Origin of the sequence: Pusillimonas sp. SM2304, from assembly GCF_031628915.1 — a bacterium.
GTDB lineage: Bacteria > Pseudomonadota > Gammaproteobacteria > Burkholderiales > Burkholderiaceae_B > Pusillimonas_C.
This window is the reverse complement of sequence record NZ_JAVLUJ010000001.1, coordinates 1,414,988-1,441,883: the sequence shown is the minus strand read 5'-3', so window position 1 is coordinate 1,441,883 and position 26,896 is coordinate 1,414,988. Positions and strand designations below refer to the sequence as shown.

Below are 26,896 nucleotides of genomic sequence, written 5' to 3'. Positions count from 1 at the left end.
TTATGACAAATCACTCAAACACAACGTCCGGGGCGGCCCGCCTTCCCAACGAGCCGCTGGCCGGCACGCCACTTGCGCTGACGCTACGCGAACAATTGGCACAACGCAGCGCCCTGCTTGTTATTGACATGCAGAACGACTTTACGTCCGACACGGGCCTGCTTGCGCAGCGAGGCCGCGATCCGATGCTGGCCCGCGGAATTATCGACCAAGTCAATGCACTGGTCGAAGGCGCCAGGAAGGCGGACAAATTGATTGTGTGGGTGGAAACCGCGCATAGCTTCCAGGACGCCCTGCCGAACTACTTGTCCGTCCACTTGCGCGATCTCCCGCAGGAACAGTGGACAACCGATCAGTTGCTGGTCAGCGAAGGCAGCAAGGGCGCCGGCTGGCATCCCGACATGACGCCGCGCCGGCCGAATGAGCCGCTGGTCACAAAAAACATGTACTCTGCCTTCAGGGGCACGCGGCTATCGCAGATTCTGGACGCCCACGGCGTACGCACATTGGTGTTAGCCGGGTGCAACACCAATGTCTGCATTCACAGTACAGCAACCGATGCCTTCTTTGACGGCTACTACCCCGTCCTGTGCGAAGATGCCTGCGCCACGTCCAATGCAGCGCTTCACGACGCCTTCATCAACACCCACAAGCATTTCTATGGGCTGACGGCTACCCGGCAAGAAATCGAGGCAAATTGGCGCTAATTTGAAGACGATGCTGCCAGGGTAGCCGCGCTGGGCATCTGCGGCACGGGCGCCGTCAGCTCCGCAGCGATGCGCCTGGCCTGGTCCAATGCCAGGCGGGCGTTTACGTCCAGGGACATGGTCCAGAAGTAGGTGCCCACGGCAAGGCTGCCCAGCACGCTGATGCCCCGGACCACATCGCCGTTCGTGTCCAGCAAGCAGCCCGTATCGAAATCCAGCCGGAATCCGCCATAAGGATCGGCGCTGGCGATCCTGCGCTGCAGCAGCGATTGCACCAGAGGGTCGCTGGATGCCGTGACGTCGGTCGACATGCCTGTTGCATTCACAATGTAATCAACGCGGCGGCTCGCCCTGTTGCCGTCGGCGCCAGGCAGGCGAATGTCAAACCCCTCGCCTGCGGGGTGGATCGACAGGCCGCTGTTGCCCGCATGGATATGCAAGCCGCCCTCTTCCAGATAACGCTTGATCTTCAGGGCGTTGGCCATGGGGAAGGTGGCGCGCCGCGTCATCCACAATGAGCGCCATTCGGTATAAAAACGGCGCCTTTCGGCATCGCGCATCAGCCGCCATGCATGCTCAATGGCGCCATTGAGCGAAATGGCGATGGCTTGCCAACTGCGCGGCCGCGTGGACGACGCCGCGATTTCGCATCCGAGCACCAGCTCCGGATTGCCGTCGTAGCCTAGTATGTCGGTCAGGTCCAGCGCATCTCCCGATGCGGCAAGCCGCTGGCTCAACAAGGAAAACAGCGTATCGAGCGTCAGGCCTTGCGCGTGACACTGCACAAGGGAAGCAATTTCTTCCGCGGTGGGCGGCGCCACTGGTATGGATGGCGCGACGGTGCTGCGCACGGCGGGAAGACGGCCGCTGCGCGACACGGCCAGCATGGGGCCGGCGTGGCCCGATTCCTTGAGCGCCACGATGGCGTCAATGGCGCTGAGGCTGGTGCCGATAATGCCTACACTGGCGTTGCGCCCTACCCGGCTGACCAGCTCTGTCACGGGATAAGGGCTGTTGAAGTAGCCGCTGCACCCTTGCAGTTCGGCATAGCTGGCGGCGGGCAGGTTTCCATTGCACAGCACCACCCGCCGCGCGCTGAATACGCCTTCACGCGTTTCAAGGCGGATAAGGCCATCGTCCGGGCTCAGCCCAATGCCATCGACACGCGCCGCCACCCGCTGGATATACACGCCCAAATTCTGGGCGGACGCGCACAGGTCGCGCCAGACATCCTGCAAATACTCGCCAAACAGCGGGCGCGGCAGGAAAGCGCCGGCATCCAGCTGCAGCACGCCATGCTTGCAAAGCATGCCAGCGCCCCGGCTTTCAACCCACCGTAGAAAATGGCCGCGATCCTCGGCATAGGCGGACATTTTTCCCGCCGGGATATTCAGCAGGTTGGTGGGCAGATCGGCGGCATAGGGCTCGCCGGGGCCAACGTCGGGCAAGGGCTCGAAGACAATGATCCGCCGGGCGCCATCCCCTTCCGCAGGATCAAGCGCCGCCACCAGTTGCGCCAGAAACGATGTTGCCGTCGATCCCCCGCCCACGATGGCCAGGTCAGCGGATTTCTTCATGTCAGCTCCTGTCTGGACCGGGCCCTGGCATGCCTTGGCTCGGTCCCGTCCCATTTCTTTCCCGCATCCTGTCTACATCAAGCGTGTGCTTTTCCGGATTCACCTGCCATCCACGGGTGCGGTCCGCGATCGGCCCTCGCATTCATGCTTGATCCAGACACGGCATTATTTAAGGTCGGCGTTCTTGACGACATCAGACCAAATGTCGACTTCGGCGGACAGGGCCTGGTAGGTTTCGTCCGGCGCGCTGGGCACCGCTTCGGCCCCCTGGCCCGCCATGGCCTTTTGAACGGAAGGCTCTTTGGCCGCCTGCTGCATGGCGTCGGACAGCTGCGCGCGAATCGCTTCGGGCGTACCTTTGGGCGCCAAGAGCACATAGCGGGTGCTGACGTCGAAGTCCTTGACCCCCTCTTCCTGCAGGGTGGGCACATCAGGCAAGGACTTTGCGCGGTCTTTCGTGGTGACCGCCAGGAAGCGCAGCTTATTGTTTTCGACATGGCCCATCAGGGTGGGCATGGTGTCAAACACCATGTCGACCTGCCCGCCGATCAGATCAGTCAATGCCGGGCCACTGCCTTTATACGGAACATGCAATAGCTTGATACCGGTTGCCAGCTGGAATTTTTCGCCCGTCATGTGCTGCGACGAGCCATAGCCTGCCGACCCGTAGCTGAGCTGCCCATTGCGCTCTTTGGCCAGTGCGATGAGCTCCTGGATATTCTTCACGGGAAGGTCTGCGCGAACGACCACCGCCAGGGGCGTGGAGGTTGCCATGGACACGCCCTCGAACGCATCGGGGAATTTGTACTGCTGCTTCTTGGATGGCAACAAGGAATTGATGGCCATGCTTCCCAGCGCGCCAAGCAACACGGTATAGCCATCGGGCGGCGCCGCGGCGACGAACTGCGAACCGATTTCGCCCGCCGCCCCTGCCTTGTTCTCGACCACGATGGGCTTGCCCAGGATCTTTCCAAGCTGTTCGGCATAGACCCGTGCCGAGAAGTCGGTCGCGCCGCCCGGCGGGTAAGGCACGATCATGCGCACGGGCGCATCGGGCCACGACGAGGCGGCGGCAAGGGTAGCCGTGCCGGCCAGCGCGGCCGCGACGAAAAGATGTTGGATTTTCTTCAGCATGAGGGTCGTCTCCTTTAACTTCCTAAATATTAGGACAATGATTCTAAAATTTGATTTTTTGTAGGGAGATATATACCATATTTCCTGTGACGATTGCGATACGGAATTTCACCCCATGGTATACGGTGGATCACCAGAACTCCTAGTACACTCTGGCAATAAGCCATCGCCTGAAAGTCATAAGGCGGGTAGAATAAGCTTTTTATTCCTAATTATTAGGACGTACGTGGACAAAACATTATTGAAAGGGCTGATGGTGCTGGAAACGATCAGCCGGCTCGATGGAGAGGCCCAGACGCTGGAGCAGGTCGCCGCAGAGGTCGGCCTGACCCGCAGCAACACCCATCGCACGCTGCAAACGCTGGCGCATGCGGGATACGTTCGCCGCGATGCTGAAACGGGCACATACCGGTGCACGCTCAAAATGTTCGAGCTCGGCGCCCGCCAGCTTGCCGGCATGGACGCGCGCCGCCTGGCGCCCCCCTTCATGCGGGAGCTGGCCCGCGAAACACACGAAACCGTTCACCTATCCGTGCTCGATGGGCTCGATGTGGTGTATGTCGACAAGATCGACAGCGCCCAGCCCCTGCACGCCTACTCCACCGTGGGCGGGCGGGCGCCCGCCTATGCCGTCGCCACCGGCAAGGCGCTTCTTGCCTTCCAGGCCGCCGACTACATCGAGCATTACGGCAATGCCGTTCACAAGCACACCGAAGACACGCATATCTCGATTCCCGCCCTCAAGCAAGAATTGGCGGACGTCGCCCGCATCGGCTATGCCATGAATCGGGGCGAATGGCGCCACGGCATAGGCGGCATTGCGGCGCCCGTCTTCAACGGGCTCGATAAAGTCGTGGCCGCCATCGGCATTTCCGGCCCGCTTGAACGGCTCACCAATCAAAAAATGGCGCAGTTTGCGCCCCTTGTTCAACAGGCCGCGCGGGAACTATCCGCGCATATGGGCTATCGCGGCGGCTATTTCGGCCTGGTCGCCTGAAAGGAAAATCAATGCATCAAGAATCCACGCTCAAAGGCATACGCGTCATCGAAATCTGCAATGTGGCCGCCGGTCCATACTGCGGGCTGCTGTTGGCCGACATGGGCGCCGACATCATCAAGATCGAACAGCCCGGTTCGGGCGACACCTTGCGCAGCTGGGCGCCCATCAATGACGGCTACAGCGAAAACTTCGCATCGCTCAACCGCAACAAGCGGTCCGTCACCCTGAACCTGAAAGACGAAAACGACCAGCGGCTGGCCGCTGAGCTCATCGCCCACGCCGATGTGCTGATCGAGAACAACCGCCCCGGGGTCATGGATCGCCTGGGCCTGGGCTATAGCGCCATGCGCGAACGCAACCCCGCGCTGGTCTATTGTTCTATCTCGGCCTACGGCCAAAGCGGCCCGCGCAGCCAAGAAGGGGGGTTCGACCTGACCCTGCAAGCCATGAGCGGGCTCATGAGCGTTACCGGCGAGCCGGCCGGCGCCCCTATCAAATGCGGCGTCCCCGTCTGCGACTTCACGGCCGGCCTGTACGCCGCTTTTTCAGTCGTCGCCGCCCTCAGGGGCGCGGAAGCCAGCGGCCAGGGCACGCATATCGACGTCTCGATGCTGGGCGCAACGCTGGGCATCGCGGCGCTGCAGACCTCCCAATATTTCGGAACGGGCGTTGACCCGGTCAAACTGGGCTCAGCCCATCCCCGCAACGCCCCTTATCAAGTATTCCAGTGCCAGGGCGGCTATTTCGGCATGGCGGCCGGCAACAATTCCTTATGGAAGTCCGTGTGCGCCGTGGTCAAACGCGAAGACCTGGTGATGGATGCCCGCTTCCTGAACCCTACGGATCGCGCCGTCAACCAGGACGTCCTGCGCGAGCTGCTTGAAGCCATCTTCAAGACGGCCGATGCCGACACCTGGCTGTCGCGCTTCCGGGACGCCGGCGTGCCCTGCGCCCCCATCAACAACTACTCGGACGTGCTCGCCGACCCGCAGGTCGAACACATGCAATGGGTCCAGGACCTTGAGCTTCCCAACGGCGCGCACACCCGCACATTCGCCTCGCCCATCCGCTTCGATTCCCGCACGGCGGACATCCGCCGACGTCCGCCCGAGCTGGGCGAACATAACCAGGAAGTCCTGGCCGAGCTGCTCAAACCCCAGGCTGCGGAGTAATCTCATGACGGAATCACTGACCATCGATCGCCAAGCAGGCCGCTGGACGTTCACCCTGAATCGGCCCGAAAAACGCAATGCGCTGTCGCAAACGCTTGTCGAGGCCCTGATTGAAGGGGTCGAGTCGGCCCACGCCCAGGGCATACCGCTGCTTGTATTCCGCGGCGCGGGAAAGAACCTGAGCGCAGGCTTCGACTTCACCGAGTACGAAGCGCAAAGCGAAGGCGACCTGGTCCTGCGCATGGTGCGCATCGAGACGCTGCTGCAGCTTGTGTCCAGTTCCGCGGCGCTGACCGTCGGGCTGGCGCACGGCAAGAACTTTGGCGCGGGCGTAGACCTGTTCGCGGCATGCAAGCTGCGCTACTGCACCCCCGACGCCAGCTTCCGCATGCCGGGACTCAAGTTCGGGCTGGTACTGGGCACAAGACGTTTTCGCAACATTGTCGGCGCCGGCCATGCCCTGTCCATCCTGGGCAGCGCCCGCGGCTTCCAGGCGGAAGAGGCCCTGCGCATCGGTTTCGTGGCCTCCGCCGTGCCCGAGAACGAGTGGGACGGCCTGCTGCGCGACGCTGAACAAACCGCCCTGGCACTCGCCCCCAACACACGCGCCTGCCTGTATGCCGCCTTGGCCTCGAACGACAACGAAGCCGATATGGCGGCGCTGGTCCGCTCGGCCTCCCGGCCCGGATTCAAGCAGCGCATACAACAATACCTGGCGGGATAAGCCCGCCATTCAGGAGAACAACATGCCCTCTGACACGTCATCTGGATTCAACAACCCGGACAAACAGCTGTCCGTCCAGGAACTCGCCGCGCTGATTCCCGACGGCGCCTCGGTGGCCCTGGGAGGCAGCTTCCTGCACCGCGGCCCCTTTGCCTTGGTGCGCGAGCTTGTCCGCCAGAAGAAACAAAACCTTGAAATCGTGAAGCAGTCCCCCGGCTACGATATCGACCTGCTCTGCCGCGCCGGCGTGGCCACACGCGCGCGCACCGGCATCGTCGCCATGGAAGGCAACTTCGGCCTGGCCCCCAACTATCGCAAAGCCATCGAAACCGGGGCGCTCGAACTGGAAGAACACGCCTGCGCCACGCTGACCGCCGGCTTGCGCGCCGCCGCATTCGGCACCCCCTTCCAGCCCTGCGCCGGCATCGACGGCAGCCAGCTGATCGACGTCAATGGCTGGAAGAAACTGGATGACCCCTATGGCAAGGGCGGCCCCGTCTGGGTCATTCCCGCCATCCAGCCCGATGTGGCGGTCATCCATGCCAACGAGGTCGACCAGCGCGGCAATGTCCGCGTACTGGGCACCTCGCACTGGGACCGCATCATGAGCCGATCGGCAAAACGCGTCCTGGTCGTGGCCGAACGCATGGTGGACAGCGAGATCTTCGAACAGCAGCCGGAAGTCACGCTGATCCCCTACTTCTTGGTGCAAGCCTATGCCATCGTGCCGCAAGGCGCATGGCCCGGATCATGCTGGCCGGAATATGAAATCGACTATCCGGCGGTCGAGCGCTACCTGGAGCCGGGCGACGACGCCCTGCACGCCCACCTGGACGCCGCCCCCGAAGCCTTGCAGGAGCATGCCGAATGAACACGACCTGGACCCCGTTTTCGTATATTGTCACCAACCTGGCGCGCTTCATCCGCCCCAATGAAATTACTTTCAGCGGCGTCAATTCGACCATGCCCATGCTGGCCTGCCTGATGGCCAAGCAAGCCTACGACTGGGATTTTATTTACATCAATGTAGCGGGCGGCGTCGACCCAAGCCCTTCCAAGATCCCCATTTCCAGTTCCGATCCCGTGCTTGCCGAGCGCTCCGCGTCCATCTTCGACAATGAAGACTTCTACGACCTGTGCTGCAGGGGCCGCATGGACCTGACCTTCCTGGGCGCCGCCCAGATCGACGGCGAAGGCAATGCCAACAACTCCTGCATCGGCGATTGGCATCAGCCCAAGGTACGCCTGCCGGGCGGCGGCGGCGGCGCCGTCATGCTGCCCACGGCGCGGCGCGCCTGCACCTGGCGCACAGAACATTCCACGCGGACTTTCGTCGAGCAACTGCATTTCCGTACGTCCTGGGGCGGTTTCCACGGCGTGGTCACCCCCATTGCCGTCTTCGTCAAAAAAGAAGGCCGCCTGGCCCTGCAATCGTGGCATCCCGAATCCAGCCTGGACGAAGTCCGGGCGCGCACCGGCTTCCAGTTCGACAGCGAAGGGGCCGCGCCGACCCAGCCGCCGACCCAAAACGAAATCAAGGCATTGGCCGCCCTGGACCCCGACGGCGCGTTCGAGCGCGACGCCGCCGTGGCCTTGCGATAGGAGCCGCCCATGCGCGACGACACCAGCCTGCTGGCCGCCTATCCCTTGCTCTGGCAATCGGAGCAATGGTCGGCGCGCCCCGCCCTGATCAACGCCACCGGCGAAACCGCCGTCCCTTATGGCGTGCTGTATGAACGGGTGGGCGCCATCGCGGGAAGCTTGCGCCAGGCCGGCATCCAGCCCCGGCAACTTGTCGCCCTGGCCATGGAGCGTTCGTCCGACAGCGTGATCGCCCTTCTGGGCATCATGGCCGCCGGCGCCTGCCCCTGCCCGCTGGAACCCCGCTTGACCCAGGAAGAGGTGCGCGACCGCCTGAGCGCCGTCGGCATCAAGGCGGTGCTGCTGGATGCCGCCAACCAGCACAGCCTGGATCTGTGCGGCAGTGTGCAGCGCCTGCGCGTCGACGCCTTGCCCAAGGCCCCGCACTATTGGTCCGACGGCATCCGGCCCGACGATCCAGGCCTGCTGCTGTTCACCTCGGGCAGCACCGGACGGCCCAAAGGCGTCCTGCTCAGCCATAGGGGGTTGCTGAACAACGCCCGGGGCGTGATTTCCATGACCGGACTGACGCCTGGCGACAAACTGCTGCACGTCATGCCGCTGTACCACACCAACGGCTTGAACAATCAGATTTTCAGCCCCTTGCTGGCGGGCGCGCAGGTCGTCCTGGCAGACCGCTTCCGCGCGGCGGACATGCCCACGCTGCTGGACGCGCACCGGCCCACCATCATCACCGGCGTGCCCACCATGTATTCGCGCATGCTCGATCTGGTCTTCGCGCCGGAAGGCCTGGCGGCGCTGCGCTTTGCCCGCTGCGGCTCCGCGCCCATCACCCGGGAACTGCACATCAAGATCGAAGCGCTGCTCAAGTGTCCGCTGCTGGTGTCCTACGGCCTGTCGGAAGCCACCTGCACATCCACCATGAACCCGCCCGGCCAGCGCAAGATCGGCTCCATTGGCAAGGCGCTGCCATTTCAACGGGTATACCTGCGGTCCAGCGACGGCGCCGTCATCGAGCAGCCCGGCATAGACGGTGAAATATGCATCGAGGGCGACAGCCTGATGCTCGGCTATCTGGGCGTCCAGCAAGACGGCATCCTGGAGCCTGCCGCCCCCGTACTGCGCAGCGGCGACCTGGGCCGCATGGATGAAGACGGCTACTTCACCATCACCGGCCGGCTCAAAGACGTCATCATCCGCGGCGGGGAAAACATTTCTCCGGCGCTGATCGAGCAGGCCATCAGCGCCAGCCCCGACGTGCACAGCTGCTGCGTAGTGGGCCGGCCCGACCCCGACCTGGGCGAAGTCCCCGTGGCTTTCGTGGTGTCCGCCGACCCATCCCGGCAAGACAAGGCCGGCATCCAGGCACTGGTCAGCGAACGCCTGTCGCGCATCTACCGGCTGGAAGACGTCTTCTTCATAGACGCCCTGCCCGAGAACTCGGTCGGCAAGATCGACCGGAAAGCCCTGGCGCGTTCGTTGGCGGCAGCGGTTGAATAATGAATGCGGCCAGCCGTTCAGGCTGGCGTCACGCTTAGGCGCAACCCGACTGCGTGAAGTACTTTATGTACTGTGGTAAGCGTCGGGTTCCCCTTATCGGACAAGGCCCGAAACAAAGTCTTCTCGCCCAGCTCCGCCCGGCGTGCGACCTCTGCCATGCCATGCGCCTTGGCAATTTGCCGTAAAGCGACCAACAAGGCGGCTGGATCATCCAATTCGATCACCGCGTCCAGATAGGCAGCCGCCTCGACGGGATCGCGCATCGCCGCCACAGTCGATGCCTCGAAGCTTTTATCACGTGCCATCATTGTTAACCCCGCTTCCGCCAATCATGCAGATACGACAACGCGCGTTTGATCGCCACACGCTGCCCAGACTTGTCACTGCCACAAAGCAGCAAGACAACAGCCAATCCCTGCCGGCTCAAATAGATGCGATAGCCTGGCCCGTGATCGACACGTAGTTCTTGCATACCCCCATACAAGGACTTACAGTCACCAAAATTACCAGCTTCAACACGCGCCAGCCGCGCCCGAATGCGTGCACGGGCTTGGATATCCTTCAAACCGGCCAGCCACTCCTCGAACGGCACACGACCATTGGCCTTCTGATAAGTTTTAAGTGTTATCACAATAGTATCTTAAAAAATACCATTGATACAACACGCAGGCTACTTCCGAACATAGCCAATGAACGGAATGGTCGCTGAGTAGAAACTCAGGTGGTTGTAGGTATCATAGATGATCGCGCCTATTCATCGACCACTCAAGCCCCATGGACCCTCTCGATCGTCAGCTACGCTACTTTCTTAAAATCGCCGAGCTTTCTTCCTTGTCGAAAGCGGCGGAGGAGCTTGATGTCAGCCAATCGGGACTGAGCCGCCAGTTGGCCACGCTCGAAGCCTTCCTGGGGCAGGCCCTGTTCACCCGTACCGGGCGCGGGGTCGCCTTGACCGAAGCCGGCAAAAGACTGCAGCAGGGTACGGCCCAACACTATGCGCAGATCGACACCGCGCTGGAAGCGGCCAAGATCACCGAGGGCGCGCTTGAAGGCAGTTTGCGCGTGGCCGCCATTCATACCCTGAGCCATTATTTCGCCTCTAATCTGCTGACCAAGTTCGTCAGCCAGCACCGGCGGGTGAATCTGTCGGTCATGGCGCGCAGCTCGCCCGATGTGGTCGAGCTGGTGGAAAAGGGCAAAGCCGATATCGGCTTTGTCTATGACTCGGCGGTGGCTTCGGACGCGCTCAGGTCGGTCACGCTGTTCGATGACAAGATGTGCTTTGTGGTGCAAAAAGGGCGCTACCCCATCGATGCACGCATCAATTTGCACGATGCGGATATGGCCCTGGTCGGCTTCCCTGAAGACTATGCCTTGCGCCGCATGCTGAAAAGCGCCGATCTGGACGATGCGGTCGTGGCCGAGGCAAACACCATCGACGCCATGCTGCAATTGGTCTCGCTGGGTATTGGCGGCTGTATATTGCCCGAGCACACCCCATCGCGGCTGCTGGATGATCATGGCCTGACCAAACTGCCCTTGGCCGAACCCCTGCTGCAGCGCCGGGTGGTGGCCATCGTCCGCAGCATGGGCACTGTCCCGCTACTGGCCCAGCAACTGCTGGAGATGGCCATGGGCTTCAGCCAGCCCTAGCCACGGCAGGCGTTCCATCGCCGCAAGGCAGCGCATACCTGCCGCATACCTGTTATGAGCGCTGCTTCATGGTTCTTTGCCGCTCGTATTCCTAGAATTGACGTACATCAAGTTTGGCCGCGCATTGGGCCAAGATGGTGGAATCCAGCATGGGAATACATTATGAACGCACCACTACGAGCAAAAGAATATTTTGACCAGCGCGCAACGTCCGAAATGCAGCAGCATTTCCGGCCGGTCAAGCGCAGCGTGCAGGAAAGCCTGGCCTATACCTGTCGCATCCTGGCCGCCACAGGCCAGGAGGCCGGCCTGGCAGGACAGATCAGTGCACGCTCCGAGCGCCCTGGGTCTTACTGGACACTCCGTTTCGGCCTGGGCTTTGATGAAGCCACCCCCGAAGACTTCATCGAAGTCGGCCCCGACCTTGAAACACTGACGGGGCAAGGCATGGCCAACCCCGCCACGCGCTTCCACCTGTGGGTCTACAAAGAACGCCCCGACGTGAACGCGATTGTGCATGCGCATTCGCCGTGGGTATCCGCCCTGGCCGCCGCGCGGCAACCCTTGGTCATTTCGCAAATGGACATGACCCCCTTCCATGACGACTGCGCCTTCCTGGCCGACTGGCCCGGCGTGCCCATCGCCGACCAGGAAGGCGTGCTGATCTCCGAGGCCCTGGGCGGCAAGCGATCTATTATTCTTGCCCACCACGGCTACCTGACCACAGGCGGCACGGTCGAAGAAGCCACCTACCTGTCGGTGTATCTGGAACGCGCCGCCCGCATGCAAACGCGCGCACGCGTCTACGGACCGCTGACCCCCGTGGCCGATGACCTGGCCAAAGAAGCCCACGACTACCTGCTGAAGCCTTCGATCGTCAAAGGCACGTTCGATTACTGGTGCCGGCAAGTCGATAGCGGCAAGCCGATTGCGGGCGCGGCCAGTCAGTAGGCCCAACCGCCAGGCGATGCCCGCCGGAACAAGAAACCGCATGAACGCCCGGGCATATACAAAACAACCATTACATTCACCTCCTGGAGGAGACAATGTCTTCTATACAATCCAAGCCCGCTGCGGCCACGCACGGCACGCGCTCACGCCGGCAGTACGTCACCGCCGGCATTGCCAGCATGATGGGCACCACCATCGAGTGGTATGACTTCTTCCTGTACGGCACCGCCGCCGCGCTGATCTTCAACAAGATCTTCTTTCCCGAGTTCGACCCCTTGATGGGTACGCTGGCAGCCTTTGCCACCTATTCGGTCGGCTTCTTCGCCCGTCCGCTGGGCGGCATCATTTTTGGCCACTTCGGCGACAAGGTAGGACGAAAGTCCATGCTGTTGATCACGCTGGTCATGATGGGGGTCCCGACGATCTTGATCGGGCTGATCCCCTCATACGAGACCATAGGCTATTGGGCTGCCGTACTACTCGTGCTCATGCGCTTCCTGCAAGGCGTTGCGGTAGGCGGCGAATGGGGCGGCGCGGTGCTGATGGCCGTCGAGCACGCCCCCGATGGCAAGAAGGGCTTCTTTGGCAGTTTGCCGCAAGCAGGCGTCGCGCCAGGGCTGATTCTTTCATCGCTGGCCATGGCCGCGGTCGCCAGCATGCCCGACGAAGCCATGCTGGCGTGGGGCTGGCGCATTCCGTTCCTGGCCAGCGTGGTCTTGCTGGCGGTGGGGTGGTTCATCCGCGTCAAGGTCGCTGAATCGCCCGACTTCGAAGCCATGGAGCAAGCGGGCAAGAAAACCGACGTGCCCATTCTGACGGTACTGAAGAAACACCCGAAAGATGTCTTGCTGGTGGTCGGCGCGCGCCTGGCCGAAGTCACCTGGTTCTATACCGTCGTGACATTCGCCTTGGCATACGCCACCGGCACGCTGGGCGTTGAAAAAACCATCATGCTGGACGCCATTATCTGGGGCGCCCTGCTGGCTTTCTTTACCATGCCTTTGTTCGGCATGCTGGGCGACCGCATCGGCCACAAATGGGTATTCATGCTGGGCGCCATCGGTATCGGCCTGTTCAGCACCTACTTCTTCGACCTGCTGGGCACGCGCCAGGAAGCATGGATCACCGTCGCCATGGTGGTCGCGGTAGGCGTTGTCTATGCCTGCCTTTACGGACCGGAAGGCATTTTGTTCTCGAACCAGTTCCCGTCTGAAGTGCGCTATAGCGGCATCTCGCTGGCGGTGCAGGTATCCGGCGCGATCGGCGGGGGCATGGCGCCCATCGTGGCAACCTGGCTATTGGCCGCCGGCGACGGCAGCCCGCACTATATTGTCTGGTACCTGACCGGATTGGGCGTCATTGCCTTCCTGAGCGCATGGCGCATGCGATCCAGCCCCCCGCTGGTGCGCATCGAACCCGAACTATCCGGGCAGCACGCATGAACCGCATCGACTACTACTTCTGGATCAATTCGGATTGGGCCTACCTGGGGGCCGATCGGCTGGAAGCCCTGGCCGCCCGCTACGATGTCGGCATCCGCTACAAGCCCGTAGACCTGCTGGATGTCTATGCGCGAACGGGCGGGATTCCGCTGGGGCAGCGCTCGCCCGAGCGGCAAGCCTATCGCCAAGCAGAGCTGAAGCGATGGATACGCCGGCTAGGCATACCCCTTAACATCACGCCGCGCCATATGTGCCCCAACGGCGACCTGGCCTCGCGCTTCACGATCGCGGCCGATCAGTTGGGCTTGAACGTGGCCGCCCTGTACAAGGCGATTCTGGCCGCCGAATGGTGCCACGAGCAAGACATCGCTGACGCGGACGTCCTGCTGGCCGTCGCGGCAGCGCTGGACTTGCCTGGCGAACGCATCATGCAAGCCGCGCTGACGGACAAGGCGAACGCCCTTTACCGGCAATACACCGACGAAGCCGTGGCACAGGGCGTATTCGGCTCGCCCACTTATGTGTTCAACGGGGAACTGTATTGGGGTCAGGATCGGCTTGAGTTCCTGGAAGCGTCGGTGGCCCAAGCGCAAGCGGCAACAACCCATTAGCCATCCGGCGTGACCCACACGCCAAAAGCGGCTGACGTTTGCGTGTCAGCCGCTTTTTTTCGCTACTGGGGCGGCGCCAGGCCGCCGCGGCGCAATCGCTTATTCGGCCTGGATGCCGGCTTTTTCGATGACCTCGCGCCATTTCAGCGTTTCCGACTCGATGTATTCCTGAAGCATCTGCGGCGTCGTTCCTTTGATGGTGACCGCCTTGGCTTCCAGCTTGGCGGCGGTTTCGGGGTCCTTCAACACCTTGAGCAAAGCATCGCTCAGGACCGCCACGCGGTCGGCCGGGATATCGGCCGGCCCCATGACGCTGACCCAGGCATCCACGCTCATGCCCTTGACGCCCAGCTCATCGGCCGTAGGCACGTCGGGCAGCTCCTTGATGCGGCTGGTACTGGTAATGGCCAGCGCCTTGATCTTGCCTGACTGCACCAGCCCCAATGCGGCGGGCAGATTGTCGAACGCCATGTCAACGTGGCCGCCCATCAGCGCCGTCAAGGCCGGGCCGCTGCCGCTATAGGGGATGTGCTGCAAGTCAGCCCCCGAAAGAATCTTGAAGTACTCCCCCGTCATGTGCGGCGACGTACCCGCGCCCGGCGTCGAGAACGTCATGGGTTTCTTCTTTGCATCGGCGATCAGGTCGGCCAGGCCGGTATAGCCGGAGTGTTCATTGACCAGGATCAGGTTGGTATAAAACCCCACCTGGCCAATCATGGTGAAGTCCTTGATGGGGTCGAAATCCATCTGCTTGCGCAGCATGGGATTGATCACATTGGTCGCTACTGTCCCCAGGAAAATGGTGTAGCCATCAGGCTTGGCGCGGGCCACCGAGCCGGCGGCCACGATGCCCCCGGCGCCCGCCCTGTTTTCCACCACCACGGTCTGCCCCAGCTCCTTGCCCAGGCTATCCGCCAGAATCCGCGTCACGATATCGGTGGACCCGCCCGGAGGAAAGCCCACCACGAAACGAATAGGCTGGCTGGGATAGGCAGACTGGGCCGCCGCTACGCCGCCCATGCCAACCGCCATCACGCATGCCAAACCAGATAACAACTGCTTGAGTTTCATGTTCATGTCTCCCTCTAAGGATGCTTGCCAAGCAAGGTGTCGACAATCAGCCGCTTGTTGACCTTGCCCAACTCATTTTTCGGAAAATGATCCATCACATGGATCGCCTTCGGGGTACGGACCGAGCCCAGATGCTGTTTGCCGAATGCAATCAGCTCCGCGGCCTGTACATGTGCCCCAGAAATCGGGACAACGGCCATTTCGACCCGCTCGCCCCAAAGTTCGTCGGCAACGCCGAACACCATGCACTCGGCAACGTGTTCGTGCTGCGCATACACTTCTTCCACATCAGACGGGTACACATTGAACCCGCCGGTAATCACCACATCCTTGGAGCGTCCCTTGATAAACAGGAAGCCGCGCTCATCCACATAACCCAGATCGCCGGTATGGAACCAGCCGTCTTTCAATACGGCGCGCGTCTGTTCCGGCATATTCAGATAGCCCGACATCAGCAAATCGCCGCTGACAACGATCTCGCCCAGTTCATTCGGTTTCCTGCTGATCCGCCCCTGGGCATCCACGACCGCCACACAGGCCAATGGGCCAATGCGTCCGGCGCTGCCCAGGTTTTCGGGCATAGCCCCTTCCGCCCCCGTCAACCCGGCCATAATCACCGGCGCCTCGGTCAAGCCGTAGGTTGCCCCCAGCACCGGGCCGAACTGCGCAATCGATTCCTGAATGACATTGACCGTGCAGGGCGCGCCCCCGTACAGCAGATTCTTCAGGAAAGGAAACTCCGTCCTGTCCGCCTTCTGCACTTCCAGCAACTTGTACAGCAAGGTGGGCGGTACCCAGGTCGACGTCGCCCGCTGCGCCTGCAACACGCCGTGCAAGTCACCCGCCGCAGGCTTGTTCATGACGACCAGGCAGCCCCCCGCCCCCAGCACCGGCAGTACAAAAGTACCCGCGCCATGCGTCATCGGCGGCGCTACTACAAAACGCTCGTCACGGTCAAAGCCATACACCATCATCAAGGAAGCGACCATGGTGTTGATGCAGCGGAAGGATTGCAATACAGCCTTGGGGGCACCCGACGAGCCGCCGGTGAACTTGATCGCAACGGTTTCGGCCAAGTCCACATGCGAGCGGACTGGCACCGCCGCGGCGTATCGGCCAACCAATCCGGCCACGGTTTCTGCTTGGTCCGACGCTACGGTGCTGATCCGCAACCCCTGGTAAGAAACCAGCAAGCCCTCGTAGGCCGGGTCGCACAGCACCAGGTCGGGCCGGACGCAGGCCAACTGGCGCGCGATGTCTTTTTCCACCAGGGTCGGCGTCAGGGGCACCAGAACGCCCGCGCTGGCATAGGTCGCCAGTATGCCCATCAACATTTCAATCGAGTTGCCGGCCAATATGGCCACCACCGGGCGCCGCTTGCCCGTCAAGTCCTGGAATGCTGCCGCCAAGGCGCAAGACTGCGCCAGCAGCTCACCATGGGTCAGGCTTCTACCGGAACCCGGCTCGGTCACGGCACAGCGCTGCGGCGACAGCCTTGCGCCCCGCAGGAAAAAATCGAATGGCTGCATGCTAGTCCCGCTTGTTGCTCAATACAGTGACCACTGCCGCCGCGTCTTCATGCTTCAGAAAGCCGCCGCCATTCTCCGCCACGGCAATGCGCGCACCCGCCACCTGGCGCGCACCCGCCTCGTGCCGCAACTGCATCACCAGCTCATGCATTTGCACCAGACCCGTCGCCGCAATGGGGTGGCCTTTGGACACCAGGCCGCCCGACACATTCACCGGCGTCCTGCCCCCCAGGCTGGTGTGGCCGGCCTCGGTATGCGGCCCACCCTGGCCGCGCGCGCACAGCCCCAGATTCTCGATCTGCAGCACTTCGGCAAAGCTGGATGCATCATGCACTTCGACCACGTCGATCTGTTCGGGCGCAATGCCCGCCATCTGATACGCGCGCCGGGCCGCCAGGCTGACACAATGCTGGTCCATGTCCAGCACATCGCGATGCACCGTGCTGGACACCCCCATGCCCTGGATGCGGATGGCACGCCCGCGATTACCCGCCGTCAGCGCCCTTTCGCTGGACAGCACCACCGCAGCCGCGCCGTCCGAGATGGGCGCGCACATGGCGCGCGTCAAAGGCCAGGCGATCTCCGGGCTTTCAAGCACGTCTTGAACCGACATGTCTTTCTGGTACTGCGCCAGCGGATTCATGGTCGAGTGCCTGTGGTTCTTGGCCGCGGCGCAGGCGATCTGTGCCTGGGTGGTTCCGTACATGCGCATATGCTGGCGCGCCATCGCAGCATAAATATCCATGAAAAAACTTTGCGTGTTCCAGGCACCCGGCGAATTCAAGCGCTCACGGATTTCAGGGTCCGTTTCCAGATCGCAGAAGAAATCCCACGTTTCCTTCAGCAGATGAATATCGGTGCCTCCGAAAAAGGCATTCATCATCTCGGTCTTTTTCTCGGGATAAAACATTTTCTCTGTCCCGACCACCAGCACCGTATCGAACATGCCCGAGGCAATCGCCAGATAGGCGTTGAACAGGCCCGAGCTGCTGCTGGCGCAAGCGTTCTCGATATTGAAGACAGGGATGCCGCTGAACCCCATGGCATGCAAAGCGCACTGCCCGCGTATGGAATTCTGGCGCTCCATCTGACCCTGCCGAACGTTGGAAAACCAGGCCGCCTGCACATCGTCAAGCGCATAGCCGCCGTCCGCCAGCGCCAGGTTCACCGCCTGCGCAGTCAATTGCTTAACGGAAAGTTCCGGGTGGCGGCCCAAGGGCGTGTGGCCGATGCCAGTGATATAGACACTCATTGCAAACCATAAATTACGTGATCGATGAGGGCTTATTCTGGACCTGAACTTCGCGGGAACCCACCCCCACTTACCCCGAGGTTTCGGTGTAAAGTTCCAGCATACGAAACCTTTTACACCGCATCTATATAAAAACAGACAACCATGGCAACTCTTACAAGCGTGCAAAAAGCCATTCGGGTCCTGAAGGCGATCGAGCAGCACCACGAAAGCGGCATGCGCCTGGTGGACCTTTGCACCGCGCTGGCACTGGAAAAACCCACCGCCCTGCGCCTGGTCACGCAGCTGGTCCACGAACAGCTGGTGGCGCGGCACCCGCGCAACAAACGCTACTACCTGGGCGCGTATTGCCGGCAACTGGGCGAAACGCTGCAGGCGCACTCATCGCTATCGGCGCGCTATTCCCCCCTGCTCAAACGCATTTCGGCCCGCAGCGAAGATGCTTCGTTCCTGGTGGTCGTGCAAGACCTGGACACCTTGTGCATCGCCCGCGAAGCGGGCACCTACCCCATCCAGGCGCTGGCTATCCCGGTGGGCAACCGCCAGCCCATAGGCGTTGGCGCCGGCGGACTGGCCATGCTGGCCGACCTGGACAACGACACCACCGAGCACTACCTGCGCGCCAACCGCGCCCGATTCCTGAAGTACAAATCGCTGAAGCTGGACGAGCTGCGGATGCGCATTGAAAAAGCCAGGAAGAAAGGCTATGCCGTCATCGGCAGCCACGCCGTCAGCCGCGTGGTGGGCGTAGGCGTCACCCTGAAGAACAGGGAAGAAGAAATTGTGGGCGGCATCAGCGTGGCCAGCCTGGACAACCGGATGACGCAGAAACGCCAGGAACTGGTCGCCCGCATCATCAAGGAAGAGATTGCGGTTTTTCTGGATAAGGAGGATGTGAAAAAGGCTTGAGCGCCGCCGCCCTGGACGCTCAAACCAGTTGTGACAACTTTTCCCGGAGGGCGGCGGGGATAGGCGCCGGCCTTCTTGTTGAGCGATCGACGTAGACATGAACGAAATGGCCCTGGGCGGCGGGCGCCGACTCGCCCTGCTTGAACACCGCCAGTTCATAACGGACACTGCTCGTGCCCAGGCGCGCTACTTTGAAGCCCACTTCCAGCTCATCGGGAAACGCCAGCGAGGCGAAATAGGTGCAGCCCGTTTCCACCACCAGGCCAATGAAATCGCTGCCGGCAATATCAAGCATGCCCATATCGATCAGGCAACGATTCACCGCCGTGTCGAAGAAGGAGTAGTAAGTCACGTTATTCACGTGCCCGTACACGTCGTTGTCCATCCATCGGGTGGTAATGGGGACAAAGACCTTGAGCTCGTCCCGGGTGATGGTTTTCTTTTCGTGCATGCGTACTATTGACTCGTCACATGCTCAAAGGGCGTGATTTTGGCCAGCACGCCTGCCAGCACGTCTTTGGCCACCTCGGTGTCGTAGGCGACTTGGGCGCGCAGCCAGTAACCGTCAGATAAACTGAAAAACCGGCATAGGCGAAGATCTGTGTCGGCGGTGACAGCACGCATACCCTTAACGATCTCGTTGATACGCCGCGCAGACACACCGATCTCTTTAGCCAAACGATATTGGCTAATACCCATGGGGATCAGAAATTCCTCTTGCAGTAGCTCGCCCGGCGTAACCGGCGCAATTTCACGAACCATGATCCGCTCCTTTCAGTGGTAGTCGACTATTTCCACATCGTATGCCCGCCCATCTTGCCATTTAAAGCATATCCGCCATTGATCGTTGATACGAATGCTGTATTGACCTTTGCGGTTGCCCTTTAATGCCTCCAGGCGATTCTGGGGTGGAATACGCAAATCGTCCAACCATAACGCGATTTCCATCTGCCGCAGCTTACGCGAAGCTACCCGTTCAATGTTAACGAAACGTGCAACCCGCCTACCTGCATGCAGTGCTTCGGTGTCGAAGCATTTAAACGATTCGATCATGCCAACGCGATCTCACGAAAATAATAACGCGATACGTTATTAACGTCAAGCGTTATTAATAATGATATCTAAACGCGGCCCCCTGCGCTACGAAAAGTCGTACGCAAAAAGACCGGGCTCATTGTAAGCAGCATATCCCGCTTGTCGGCACGCCCCACTACAACAAAAGTCATAGGGTAAGAATACGCATTATCGAAAATGACCTTCATAAACGGCATCAGCCACCTAATCATTCACGACGAACTGGACTTTCCCGGCCTGGCCAGAAATCGCCGTGGCAAATGCTTCGTCAAAGCGATCCAAGGGAAACTCATGTGTGACGATGCGGTCCAACGCCGGGATCAGCGCTGGCAGCAGCGCAATCGTGTCCCGCCAGGTTGTGTGAAGACGCCGGCCATAAATGCCCCGTATAGCCACCTCTCGCAAGATGACATGCCGCGACAGATCCAGGCTGACCGCTGCCTCCGGCAGGCCCGCCAGCACAAGGTTTCCTCCCGGCTTAACCGCGGCCAATGCAAGCCCGATGCCCGCCTGGTTTCCGCTGGTATCCACTGCCGCATCCACGCCGCCCTCCTGGGCGTTGCGGCGCAGTTGCGCGTCGGCGTCCTGCGCGCGCGGATCAATCAGAACATCCGCACCCACGGCCTTGGCCAGTTCCAACCGATGCGGCGCCAAGTCCATGGCGATGATGCATGCAACGCCAACGGCCTTGGCCGCCGCGATCGCCAACAGTCCGATAGGCCCGCATCCAACCACCAGTAGTTGGCCAGCCTCCGCCTGGGATTCCTGCACCGCCCGCACAGCAATTCCTAAAGGCTCCATCAGACATGCGTACTTATGAGGCAAGTCAGCCGGCAAAACACGCAGGAGCGGAGCGGGCACGACGGCAAACTCGGCAAACGCGCCGCAATCGAGCCTGCTGAATACTTGCAGGTTCAAGCACGTATGGCCGCGATCAGCCGCACACTGGCTGCAATGGCCGCATGCAAGATGCGTCTCGGCCGCCACCTTGTCGCCGATATGGATATCGGCCGCATCCGGGCCTCGATCCAAGACAATGCCGCTGAACTCGTGACCCAGCGCAAACGGCGGTTTGTAGGCCTTTGCCGCCCAGGCGTTCCAGCCGATGATATGCAAGTCAGTGCCGCAAATAGCGGCCCGGCTGATGCGCACCAGCACGTCATCCGCGCGTAGCGGGCGCAGTGGCCGGCGCGCCATGCTCACGCCGCCCGGCCCCGGCGCTTCTTTCATCAAGATGGCGTAATCCAATGCAGCGGAAAAGCTCATCACATTCAGTCCACTCTGATCTGAGCGAACTCAGCCACCTTCTTCCAGACTTCGGCGTCCTCCCGGATCTGGGTGGCCATTTCTTCAGACGTGCCGGTGGAAACGCTGGCCCCCAACGCCTCGAGCCTTTCCTTTATATCTTTCCGCGCCAAGGTGCGCTGTATGGCGGCGTGCAAGGTCGCCTGAATATCTGCCGGCAGATTGGCGGGCGCCATGATGCCATTCCAGAAGTCGGGCGCATAGCCTTTGACGCCCAGCTCGTCGAAAGTCGGTAGATCGGGCAGTTGCGGACTACGTTCAGTCCCGGCAAGACCGATAGCGGTCAGTTGGCCCGCCTGGATGAATGACATCGCTGACGGCAAGGCATCAAGAATCATAGGCACCTGACCGGCAATCACATCGCTCAAGGCAGGACCGGAGCCACGGTAGGGAATATGCGTGACCTTCAAGCCAGTCATCATCTTGAACTGTTCCATCGCCAGATTGGTCGCCCCGCCTGCCCCAGAACTGCCATAGCTATATTGGCCCGGGTTGTCCTGCAACAAACGCATGAATTTTGAATAGGTGTTGCCCTCGAACTTGGGATTGACCGCAATGACCCCGGGAAAGCTCGTCAGCTTGGCGACGGACGTAAAGTCTTTAAGGATGTCGTAGTCCAAGTCCCTGACCGCCGAGTTCGTGCCATGGGTACTGACGTTCATCAAGCCTATGGTATAGCCGTCAGGGGTCGCACGCGACAGCTCGCGCGCACCGATCGCACCGCCCGCGCCGCCACGGTTGACCACCACAATGGGCTGCCCCAGTTCCCGAGCCATGCCTTCGGCGACGATGCGCCCCACCACGTCCGTTGTCCCGCCTGGGGCAAAGGGGATCAACAAGCGTATCGGCTTGTCGGGATACGCCGATTGCGCCAGCGCGTTACTGCCGAACGCGGCCACCGCCAAGCCCATACCAGCCGCCAACACCTTTCTGCGGATAATGTTCAACTTTGTCATGATGTCTCCTCTTGATGGACCGATGATTCAAACGGGGCGATCGCCCTTATTGACTTTGAGCGTACGGTTGTCCACCGCCGGCAACATACGCGCGGGGTCCCGGGTTACGACAATGTCCAGTACGGTCGGGCTGGTCTTATTGGCAAACCCTTTCTCGAACGCGGCGGCCAACTGTTCCGGGTCTTCTACGCGGATGCCCAGGCAACCCATGTTGTTGGCGATATCGGCGTAGTTCATTTCGTGCAGATCGGACGACTGGTAATTACCGGCGCCATACACTGAATGCTGCAGCGCTTTGACATAGCCCGAAGCGGCATTATTGAAAACGCATAGTACGAAGTTGGCGCCCAGGCGCTTGGCGGTCTCCATTTCACCCATGGTCATGTTGAAGCCGCCATCGCCCGTCAAAGACACCACCACACGGTCGGCCCCCGCGCCAATCTTGGCGCCGATACCGCCAGGCACGCCGTAGCCGATCGAGGCAAACCCGCGGTCAGCCACGAAATGGCGGCCTGCTTGCTTGGTGTCGAACAGCAAAGCGCCCCAATGCGCGGCAAACCCGCCATCGGCTACCAGCACCGCGTCGTGGGGCAGGATGCGATTGAGCTCGCCCATGATGCGGCCAATATTGATCGGTGTTTCCTTGGATGTCGTACGATCCTTGGCGGTCTCGTTCCATTTCTTCATCTTCACCGGGAGTTCCGCCAGATAGCCTTCACGCGAGGCCAGCCGCTGGCGGCCATCGCCCAACGCCGCCGAAATATCCTCGAGCGCCAGCCGCGCGTCGCCGACCAATGCAATATCCGCTTTGGTGGTGCGCCCGATTTCCTCGGCAAGCACATCGATGTGAATCAATGGCGTGGCCGGGGGAATGATGGTGAATCGCTTGGTGGCCACCTCGCCCAGCTTGCAGCCCACGACGATCAGGCAGTCCGACGTTGCAATCAGTTCGTTGGCAATCCGGTCGTAGCGACCGAATACACCCGCCGATAAAGGATCGGTGCAGGCGATCGCGCCCTTGCCACTCATCGTATGCGCTACCGGAATGCCTTCGTTGCGCGCCAGGGTCAACAAGGCATCGGATGCCTGCGAAATGTGAATGCCGCCCCCGACCAGCAGCAGGGGACGCTTGGCGCCGGCGATCAGCTTGGCGGCTTGCTCGACATCCTGCCCGGCCGGGCGAGTACGCCGCGACTGGAAACCCACGGTCGCCGGATCCGTGAACAAGTCCGCCTCGTCAAACTCATACTCGCCATGCGAGATATCTTCCGGAACGGCGATCACTACAGGGCCGGGACGGCCCGACGTCGCGACCGCAAAAGCACGGCGCACATGCTCTGGAATACGCTGAATCGCCTCGACGCGAATGACTTCCTTGCAAACCGGCCGCAACACTTCAAGCTGGCGGGCCTCTTGGGTCATGTTCTTCCAGGCATGATCGCGATGCGCGTCGGCCACAATCGCCACAATGGGGATGCCGGCGTTGAACGATTCGGCCAGGCCCGTCACCAGGTTGGTGGCCCCCGGCCCCAAGGTGGCATCGACCACCCCTACCCTGTTGCTCACGCGCGCGTAAGCGTCTGCGGCAAAAATACCGCAACGTTCGTCGTTGATCAGCGTATGGCGCAAGCCGAGAGAACGGCATGCCTCGTAGAAAGGCAGCAACTGGAAGCCGCCCATGCCAAACAAGGGGCCGACTTCATAGCGGCTGAGCATTTCAGCCACGGCAGCGCCGCCGCTCAACAGGTGTTTCTGGGGGGTAGTCATTGAGTTTCCTTTTTTGATAATCGGATTAAGTTCCAGCCTTCGCCACCGGCCCATTGGCCAGCAGCCGAAGCACAAATTCTTGGGTAGCCATCCCCAGTACGCCGCCATGCATCACGGCAGTGTCATTCAGGGCAGAGATGACCCCGGTTTCATAACTGGACTGGCTATCGCCGATGCACGCCGTCCAGGCACTGACGCAGGCTGCGGGGATTCCGCGCTGGTCCAGCGCCGGCAGCCTGGAGAGGCCCGCATTGTCCGCGCCGCGATCCGCATCGTTGAAGACAATGGCCCCCACATCGAACCGGACAGCGGAAAGCGGGTCATCGCCAAGCAGGCCCCCATGCGAGCCGCACACAATGATTTGCCCCGCATCAGCCTGAGTGATCAGCGAGTTCGAGTCGGCCAAGACTACCCGCCCCGCTTCCGGCAGGACGATTGTGTTCCGATGCTCGGCGACGGCAAGCAGCGATGTATCAGGCATAGACGCCGGTGGCGTGCCCTTGGCCAACTGTTCAAGCGCCTGACGGCAGGAATCGCCCACGCACACGCCCAAGGCTGCAGCACTTGGATTCACATAAGAGATCAGGCCGCGTGCATAACCATCTTGCCCGCTTCCGATGCGCGCCGTGCGGTGGCCAATGGTGGCGGCAGGCACGCCGAAAGATTCCAGCATGGCCAGCGATGCTATGCCAGCCTGGCGCAGACCCACGCCCGCGTCGCACAGAATGACCGAGCGCAGGCCTGACCGCAGCGCCAACATCCCCGAAAAACGGCCGCCGTGCGATGCGCAATATGCAACCGCATGGCCGGCCTTGGCCGGTACCTTGGTAATGCTATCGAGGATTAAAATTTCTGCTGCCATACCGTTTAACGGAATATTTGTTCTGTTGTGTTTTATTATAAGTAGCCTATGGGATAATTTCAAGAGACGACAGATCAAGATGAAGGCAAAGCAAATCACATGAAGAATCCAAGCAGCAGCATGGCGCCGAGCGCAGCCGACCGGGGCGGCGAGCATCAGAACCTTCGCCGCATGAGCCTGGCGCTTGATGTCCTTGCGAATGCGCCTCATGGACTCAGATTGGCGGAAATCGCCGCCCTGACCCAATTGGGCAAGACGACGGTGCATCGTTTGATGACTGGGCTCGTGGACCTGGGCTGGGTCGACCAGGTCGAAGAAGACGGCAGCTATGTGCTTGGATTTCGTCCGCTGACCCTGGCCCTGGCCGCTGCCGACAGGTACAGCCTGGCGCGGCTGTCGGCGCCCAGGCTGCAGCAAATAGCCGATATCACGGGGGACACCGTCTATTTGAGCCTGGGTTCGGGCACGGATGCGGTATGCGTGGCAAGGTATGAAGGGGATTTTCCTGTCAAGACACTTACCCTGTCTGTCGGGGCGCGCAGGCCGCTAGGCGTCGGCGCAGGCAGCCTGGCGCTCCTGGCCTTTCAGGACGAGCAGGCCGTGTCGCAAACACTTGCCCGGAACGCGGACGCACGAGCCCGCTATCAAATCAGCGACGCCACCTTGCACCGGCTGATTGCCGAAGCCCGCAATCGTGGCTACGCCCTGAATGACGGCATGCTGGTCAGCGGCATGAGCGCTATCGGGGTTCCCATCCGCGCATCGAATGGACGCCCTATCGCCGCCATCAGCGTGGCAGCCATATCATCCCGGCTGGACGGCGGCCGGCAACAAGAGGTCGCGCGCCTGCTTCAAGAGGCCGTCGACGATATCGAATCAAGGCTGCAGGCCGTTGTGGACTTTTCCGCATTGGGCGCAGACTGAGCATCACCGCATAACCCCTTACGGTGGAACGGCCCCTGCGCATCGCGCGTCCGGTGCGAACTGAACGCGCCTGCTCCATCCATCCAAACCAACACCAATACCAGAACAACCACGCTCGTGCGAAAGCATAGGCAAGGGCCGGCTGCGGCCGCATCTATCTCATTAAACGAGATGCTAAAACACACCAAACGATATATTTTAAGGGTAAGCCCTAATTCAAGACATTTTATATCGATAGATAATATGCATCGTCTCATTAAAAAATACGTAGCCCAGCATAATGACTCCAGACTTACCTGCAGCAGATATCGCCGGCGCCCTTGATTCGCAGGGCGGCAACGGCAGTGCTTCACCCACCCAAAGCCTTGACCGTGCAATGGCTTTGCTGGATGCGGTGGTGAACCATGCCGTACAGGGTGTTTCCCTTAGCGTGCTGTCTACGGAAACAGGCCTGAGCAAACCGACGGCGCACCGCTTGCTGACCGGCCTGCGCAACGCCGGCATGGTCGATTACCACCCAGACCATCGTTTGTTTTTCCCCTCATTCAAGCTGTACAGCATGGGCCAAGCTGCGGGCGCCCGTTTTGATGTCATCCAGTTGGCGGGCCCCAGCCTGGGCAGGATAGCGTCGGCAACGGGCGATACCGTCTACCTTGCTATACGCAGTGGTGATTTCGCAGTGTGCGTTGCGCGTGAGATTGGCGCTTTTCCGATCAAGACACTGACATTGAACGTAGGCGACCAACGGCCGCTGGGTCTAGGGTCCAACAGCATGGTGTTGCTGGCCGGCCTGAACGATGACGAATGCGAGCGCGTTATCGCGCGTCACAGCGAAGAACTGGCCACGCACCCGAATTTTGATCCAGCGTCAGTGCGTCATTACATTGCCCGCACCCGGCTGGACGGCTATGCATTGAATGAAGGGCTGATGCTGCCTGAAATGTCGGCAGTCGCCATGGGGATCCGTGGCCCGGGCGGAACAATAGATGCCTCGATTTCAGTGGCCGCCATTACGTCGCGCATGCAGCTTCCCCGCCGTGATTCGATCGTGACGCTGCTGCGGCGCGAAATCCAGCTGATAGAAAGCCAAATGGCCATTCGGTCACCTGAGTTGCCGCATAGCGTTTGAACGCACCGCCGGCATTCTGGACAGCCCCCCCTTACCAAACATAGC

The 26,896-nt window shown here is 61.1% G+C and carries 28 protein-coding genes; 14 read left to right on the top strand and 14 right to left on the bottom strand.

Going from position 1 to position 26,896, the window contains the following annotated elements:
• Window positions 1-2: 2 nt before the first annotated feature.
• Complete coding sequence (locus RE432_RS06610; protein WP_310932488.1) at window positions 3-707, top strand: cysteine hydrolase; 705 nt, start codon at window positions 3-5, stop codon at window positions 705-707.
• Here the strand turns inward: RE432_RS06610 and RE432_RS06605 are convergent.
• Window positions 704-2,284, bottom strand: a complete 1,581-nt coding sequence (locus RE432_RS06605) for an FAD/NAD(P)-binding protein (protein ID WP_310932487.1) — start codon at window positions 2,282-2,284, stop codon at window positions 704-706. The genes RE432_RS06610 and RE432_RS06605 overlap by 4 nt on opposite strands.
• Window positions 2,285-2,449: 165 nt before the next feature.
• Window positions 2,450-3,418: a tripartite tricarboxylate transporter substrate binding protein gene (locus RE432_RS06600; RefSeq protein ID WP_310932486.1), complete on the bottom strand. Its 969-nt coding sequence runs from the start codon at window positions 3,416-3,418 to the stop codon at window positions 2,450-2,452.
• Between the two features lie 226 nt (window positions 3,419-3,644).
• Here RE432_RS06600 and RE432_RS06595 point away from each other — a divergent pair, with 226 nt between their 5' ends.
• Genes RE432_RS06595 through RE432_RS06570 form a run of 6 tightly spaced genes read left to right on the top strand, consistent with a single transcriptional unit; the run spans window position 3,645 to window position 9,416 of the window.
• Window positions 3,645-4,415, top strand: a complete 771-nt coding sequence (locus tag RE432_RS06595) for an IclR family transcriptional regulator (RefSeq protein WP_310932485.1) — start codon at window positions 3,645-3,647, stop codon at window positions 4,413-4,415.
• A gap of 11 nt (window positions 4,416-4,426) precedes the next feature.
• A complete protein-coding gene (locus tag RE432_RS06590; RefSeq protein WP_310932484.1) occupies window positions 4,427-5,590 on the top strand; it encodes a CoA transferase in 1,164 nt (387 codons plus the stop codon).
• Between the two features lie 4 nt (window positions 5,591-5,594).
• Window positions 5,595-6,314, top strand: coding sequence for an enoyl-CoA hydratase/isomerase family protein (locus tag RE432_RS06585; protein ID WP_310932483.1), 720 nt, complete (start codon window positions 5,595-5,597; stop codon window positions 6,312-6,314).
• Between the two features lie 22 nt (window positions 6,315-6,336).
• A complete protein-coding gene (locus tag RE432_RS06580) occupies window positions 6,337-7,185 on the top strand; it encodes a CoA transferase (RefSeq protein ID WP_310932481.1) in 849 nt (282 codons plus the stop codon).
• Window positions 7,182-7,916, top strand: a complete 735-nt coding sequence (locus RE432_RS06575; protein WP_310932480.1) for a CoA-transferase — start codon at window positions 7,182-7,184, stop codon at window positions 7,914-7,916. Before RE432_RS06580 ends, RE432_RS06575 begins: the two co-directional genes overlap by 4 nt.
• Before the next feature lie 9 nt (window positions 7,917-7,925).
• Window positions 7,926-9,416, top strand: a complete 1,491-nt coding sequence (locus RE432_RS06570; protein ID WP_310932479.1) for a class I adenylate-forming enzyme family protein — start codon at window positions 7,926-7,928, stop codon at window positions 9,414-9,416.
• A 17-nt stretch (window positions 9,417-9,433) separates the two neighbouring features.
• Here the strand turns inward: RE432_RS06570 and RE432_RS06565 are convergent, their stop codons facing one another.
• Window positions 9,434-9,724, bottom strand: a complete 291-nt coding sequence (locus RE432_RS06565) for an addiction module antidote protein (protein ID WP_310932477.1) — start codon at window positions 9,722-9,724, stop codon at window positions 9,434-9,436.
• Between the two features lie 2 nt (window positions 9,725-9,726).
• Entirely contained in the window at window positions 9,727-10,047 is a 321-nt protein-coding gene (locus RE432_RS06560) for a type II toxin-antitoxin system RelE/ParE family toxin (protein ID WP_310932476.1), read from the bottom strand.
• A 143-nt stretch (window positions 10,048-10,190) separates the two neighbouring features.
• Between RE432_RS06560 and RE432_RS06555 the strand changes: the two genes are divergently transcribed.
• From RE432_RS06555 to RE432_RS06540, 4 genes are all read left to right on the top strand, one after another.
• Window positions 10,191-11,069 (top strand): LysR family transcriptional regulator, encoded by an 879-nt coding sequence (locus RE432_RS06555; RefSeq protein ID WP_310932475.1) that lies wholly within the window; start codon window positions 10,191-10,193, stop codon window positions 11,067-11,069.
• A gap of 162 nt (window positions 11,070-11,231) precedes the next feature.
• A complete protein-coding gene (locus RE432_RS06550) occupies window positions 11,232-12,020 on the top strand; it encodes an aldolase (RefSeq protein ID WP_310932474.1) in 789 nt (262 codons plus the stop codon).
• A gap of 95 nt (window positions 12,021-12,115) precedes the next feature.
• Window positions 12,116-13,462, top strand: coding sequence for an MFS transporter (locus RE432_RS06545; RefSeq protein ID WP_310932473.1), 1,347 nt, complete (start codon window positions 12,116-12,118; stop codon window positions 13,460-13,462).
• Window positions 13,459-14,073: a 2-hydroxychromene-2-carboxylate isomerase gene (locus RE432_RS06540; protein WP_310932471.1), complete on the top strand. Its 615-nt coding sequence runs from the start codon at window positions 13,459-13,461 to the stop codon at window positions 14,071-14,073. Before RE432_RS06545 ends, RE432_RS06540 begins: the two co-directional genes overlap by 4 nt.
• A 99-nt stretch (window positions 14,074-14,172) precedes the next feature.
• On the opposite strand, the gene RE432_RS06535 is transcribed toward RE432_RS06540, so the two are convergent.
• From RE432_RS06535 to RE432_RS06525, 3 genes are read right to left on the bottom strand one after another with little or no spacing between them, the layout of a single operon-like run.
• Window positions 14,173-15,144, bottom strand: a complete 972-nt coding sequence (locus tag RE432_RS06535; RefSeq protein WP_310932470.1) for a tripartite tricarboxylate transporter substrate binding protein — start codon at window positions 15,142-15,144, stop codon at window positions 14,173-14,175.
• Window positions 15,145-15,158: 14 nt separating this feature from the next.
• Window positions 15,159-16,673, bottom strand: coding sequence for an AMP-binding protein (locus tag RE432_RS06530; protein ID WP_310932469.1), 1,515 nt, complete (start codon window positions 16,671-16,673; stop codon window positions 15,159-15,161).
• A 1-nt stretch (window position 16,674) separates the two neighbouring features.
• A complete protein-coding gene (locus RE432_RS06525; RefSeq protein ID WP_310932468.1) occupies window positions 16,675-17,925 on the bottom strand; it encodes a thiolase family protein in 1,251 nt (416 codons plus the stop codon).
• 144 nt (window positions 17,926-18,069) lie between these two features.
• On the opposite strand from RE432_RS06525, the gene RE432_RS06520 reads away from it, so the two are divergent.
• Entirely contained in the window at window positions 18,070-18,834 is a 765-nt protein-coding gene (locus RE432_RS06520) for an IclR family transcriptional regulator C-terminal domain-containing protein (protein WP_310932467.1), read from the top strand.
• A 19-nt stretch (window positions 18,835-18,853) separates the two neighbouring features.
• On the opposite strand, the gene RE432_RS06515 is transcribed toward RE432_RS06520, so the two are convergent.
• The 7 genes from RE432_RS06515 to RE432_RS06485 all read right to left on the bottom strand — a co-directional run bounded on the left by RE432_RS06515 (window position 18,854) and on the right by RE432_RS06485 (window position 24,798).
• Window positions 18,854-19,285: a thioesterase family protein gene (locus RE432_RS06515; protein ID WP_310932465.1), complete on the bottom strand. Its 432-nt coding sequence runs from the start codon at window positions 19,283-19,285 to the stop codon at window positions 18,854-18,856.
• Window positions 19,286-19,290: 5 nt separating this feature from the next.
• Entirely contained in the window at window positions 19,291-19,596 is a 306-nt protein-coding gene (locus RE432_RS06510; protein ID WP_310932464.1) for a HigA family addiction module antitoxin, read from the bottom strand.
• A 12-nt stretch (window positions 19,597-19,608) separates the two neighbouring features.
• Entirely contained in the window at window positions 19,609-19,887 is a 279-nt protein-coding gene (locus RE432_RS06505; protein ID WP_310932463.1) for a type II toxin-antitoxin system RelE/ParE family toxin, read from the bottom strand.
• Between the two features lie 225 nt (window positions 19,888-20,112).
• Entirely contained in the window at window positions 20,113-21,174 is a 1,062-nt protein-coding gene (locus RE432_RS06500; protein WP_310932462.1) for a zinc-binding dehydrogenase, read from the bottom strand.
• Window positions 21,175-21,179: 5 nt separating this feature from the next.
• The gene (locus RE432_RS06495) at window positions 21,180-22,169 is read right to left on the bottom strand and encodes a tripartite tricarboxylate transporter substrate binding protein (protein ID WP_310932461.1); all 990 of its coding nucleotides are present in this window, start codon (window positions 22,167-22,169) and stop codon (window positions 21,180-21,182) included.
• Between the two features lie 27 nt (window positions 22,170-22,196).
• Window positions 22,197-23,936 (bottom strand): thiamine pyrophosphate-binding protein, encoded by a 1,740-nt coding sequence (locus tag RE432_RS06490; protein WP_310932460.1) that lies wholly within the window; start codon window positions 23,934-23,936, stop codon window positions 22,197-22,199.
• A 25-nt stretch (window positions 23,937-23,961) separates the two neighbouring features.
• Window positions 23,962-24,798, bottom strand: coding sequence for a hypothetical protein (locus RE432_RS06485; RefSeq protein ID WP_310932459.1), 837 nt, complete (start codon window positions 24,796-24,798; stop codon window positions 23,962-23,964).
• A 99-nt stretch (window positions 24,799-24,897) separates the two neighbouring features.
• Here RE432_RS06485 and RE432_RS06480 point away from each other — a divergent pair, with 99 nt between their 5' ends.
• Both RE432_RS06480 and RE432_RS06475 read left to right on the top strand, forming a co-directional pair.
• A complete protein-coding gene (locus RE432_RS06480; RefSeq protein WP_310932458.1) occupies window positions 24,898-25,722 on the top strand; it encodes an IclR family transcriptional regulator in 825 nt (274 codons plus the stop codon).
• Window positions 25,723-26,002: 280 nt separating this feature from the next.
• Window positions 26,003-26,851: an IclR family transcriptional regulator gene (locus tag RE432_RS06475; RefSeq protein WP_310932457.1), complete on the top strand. Its 849-nt coding sequence runs from the start codon at window positions 26,003-26,005 to the stop codon at window positions 26,849-26,851.
• The last annotated feature ends 45 nt before the right edge of the window (window positions 26,852-26,896 follow it).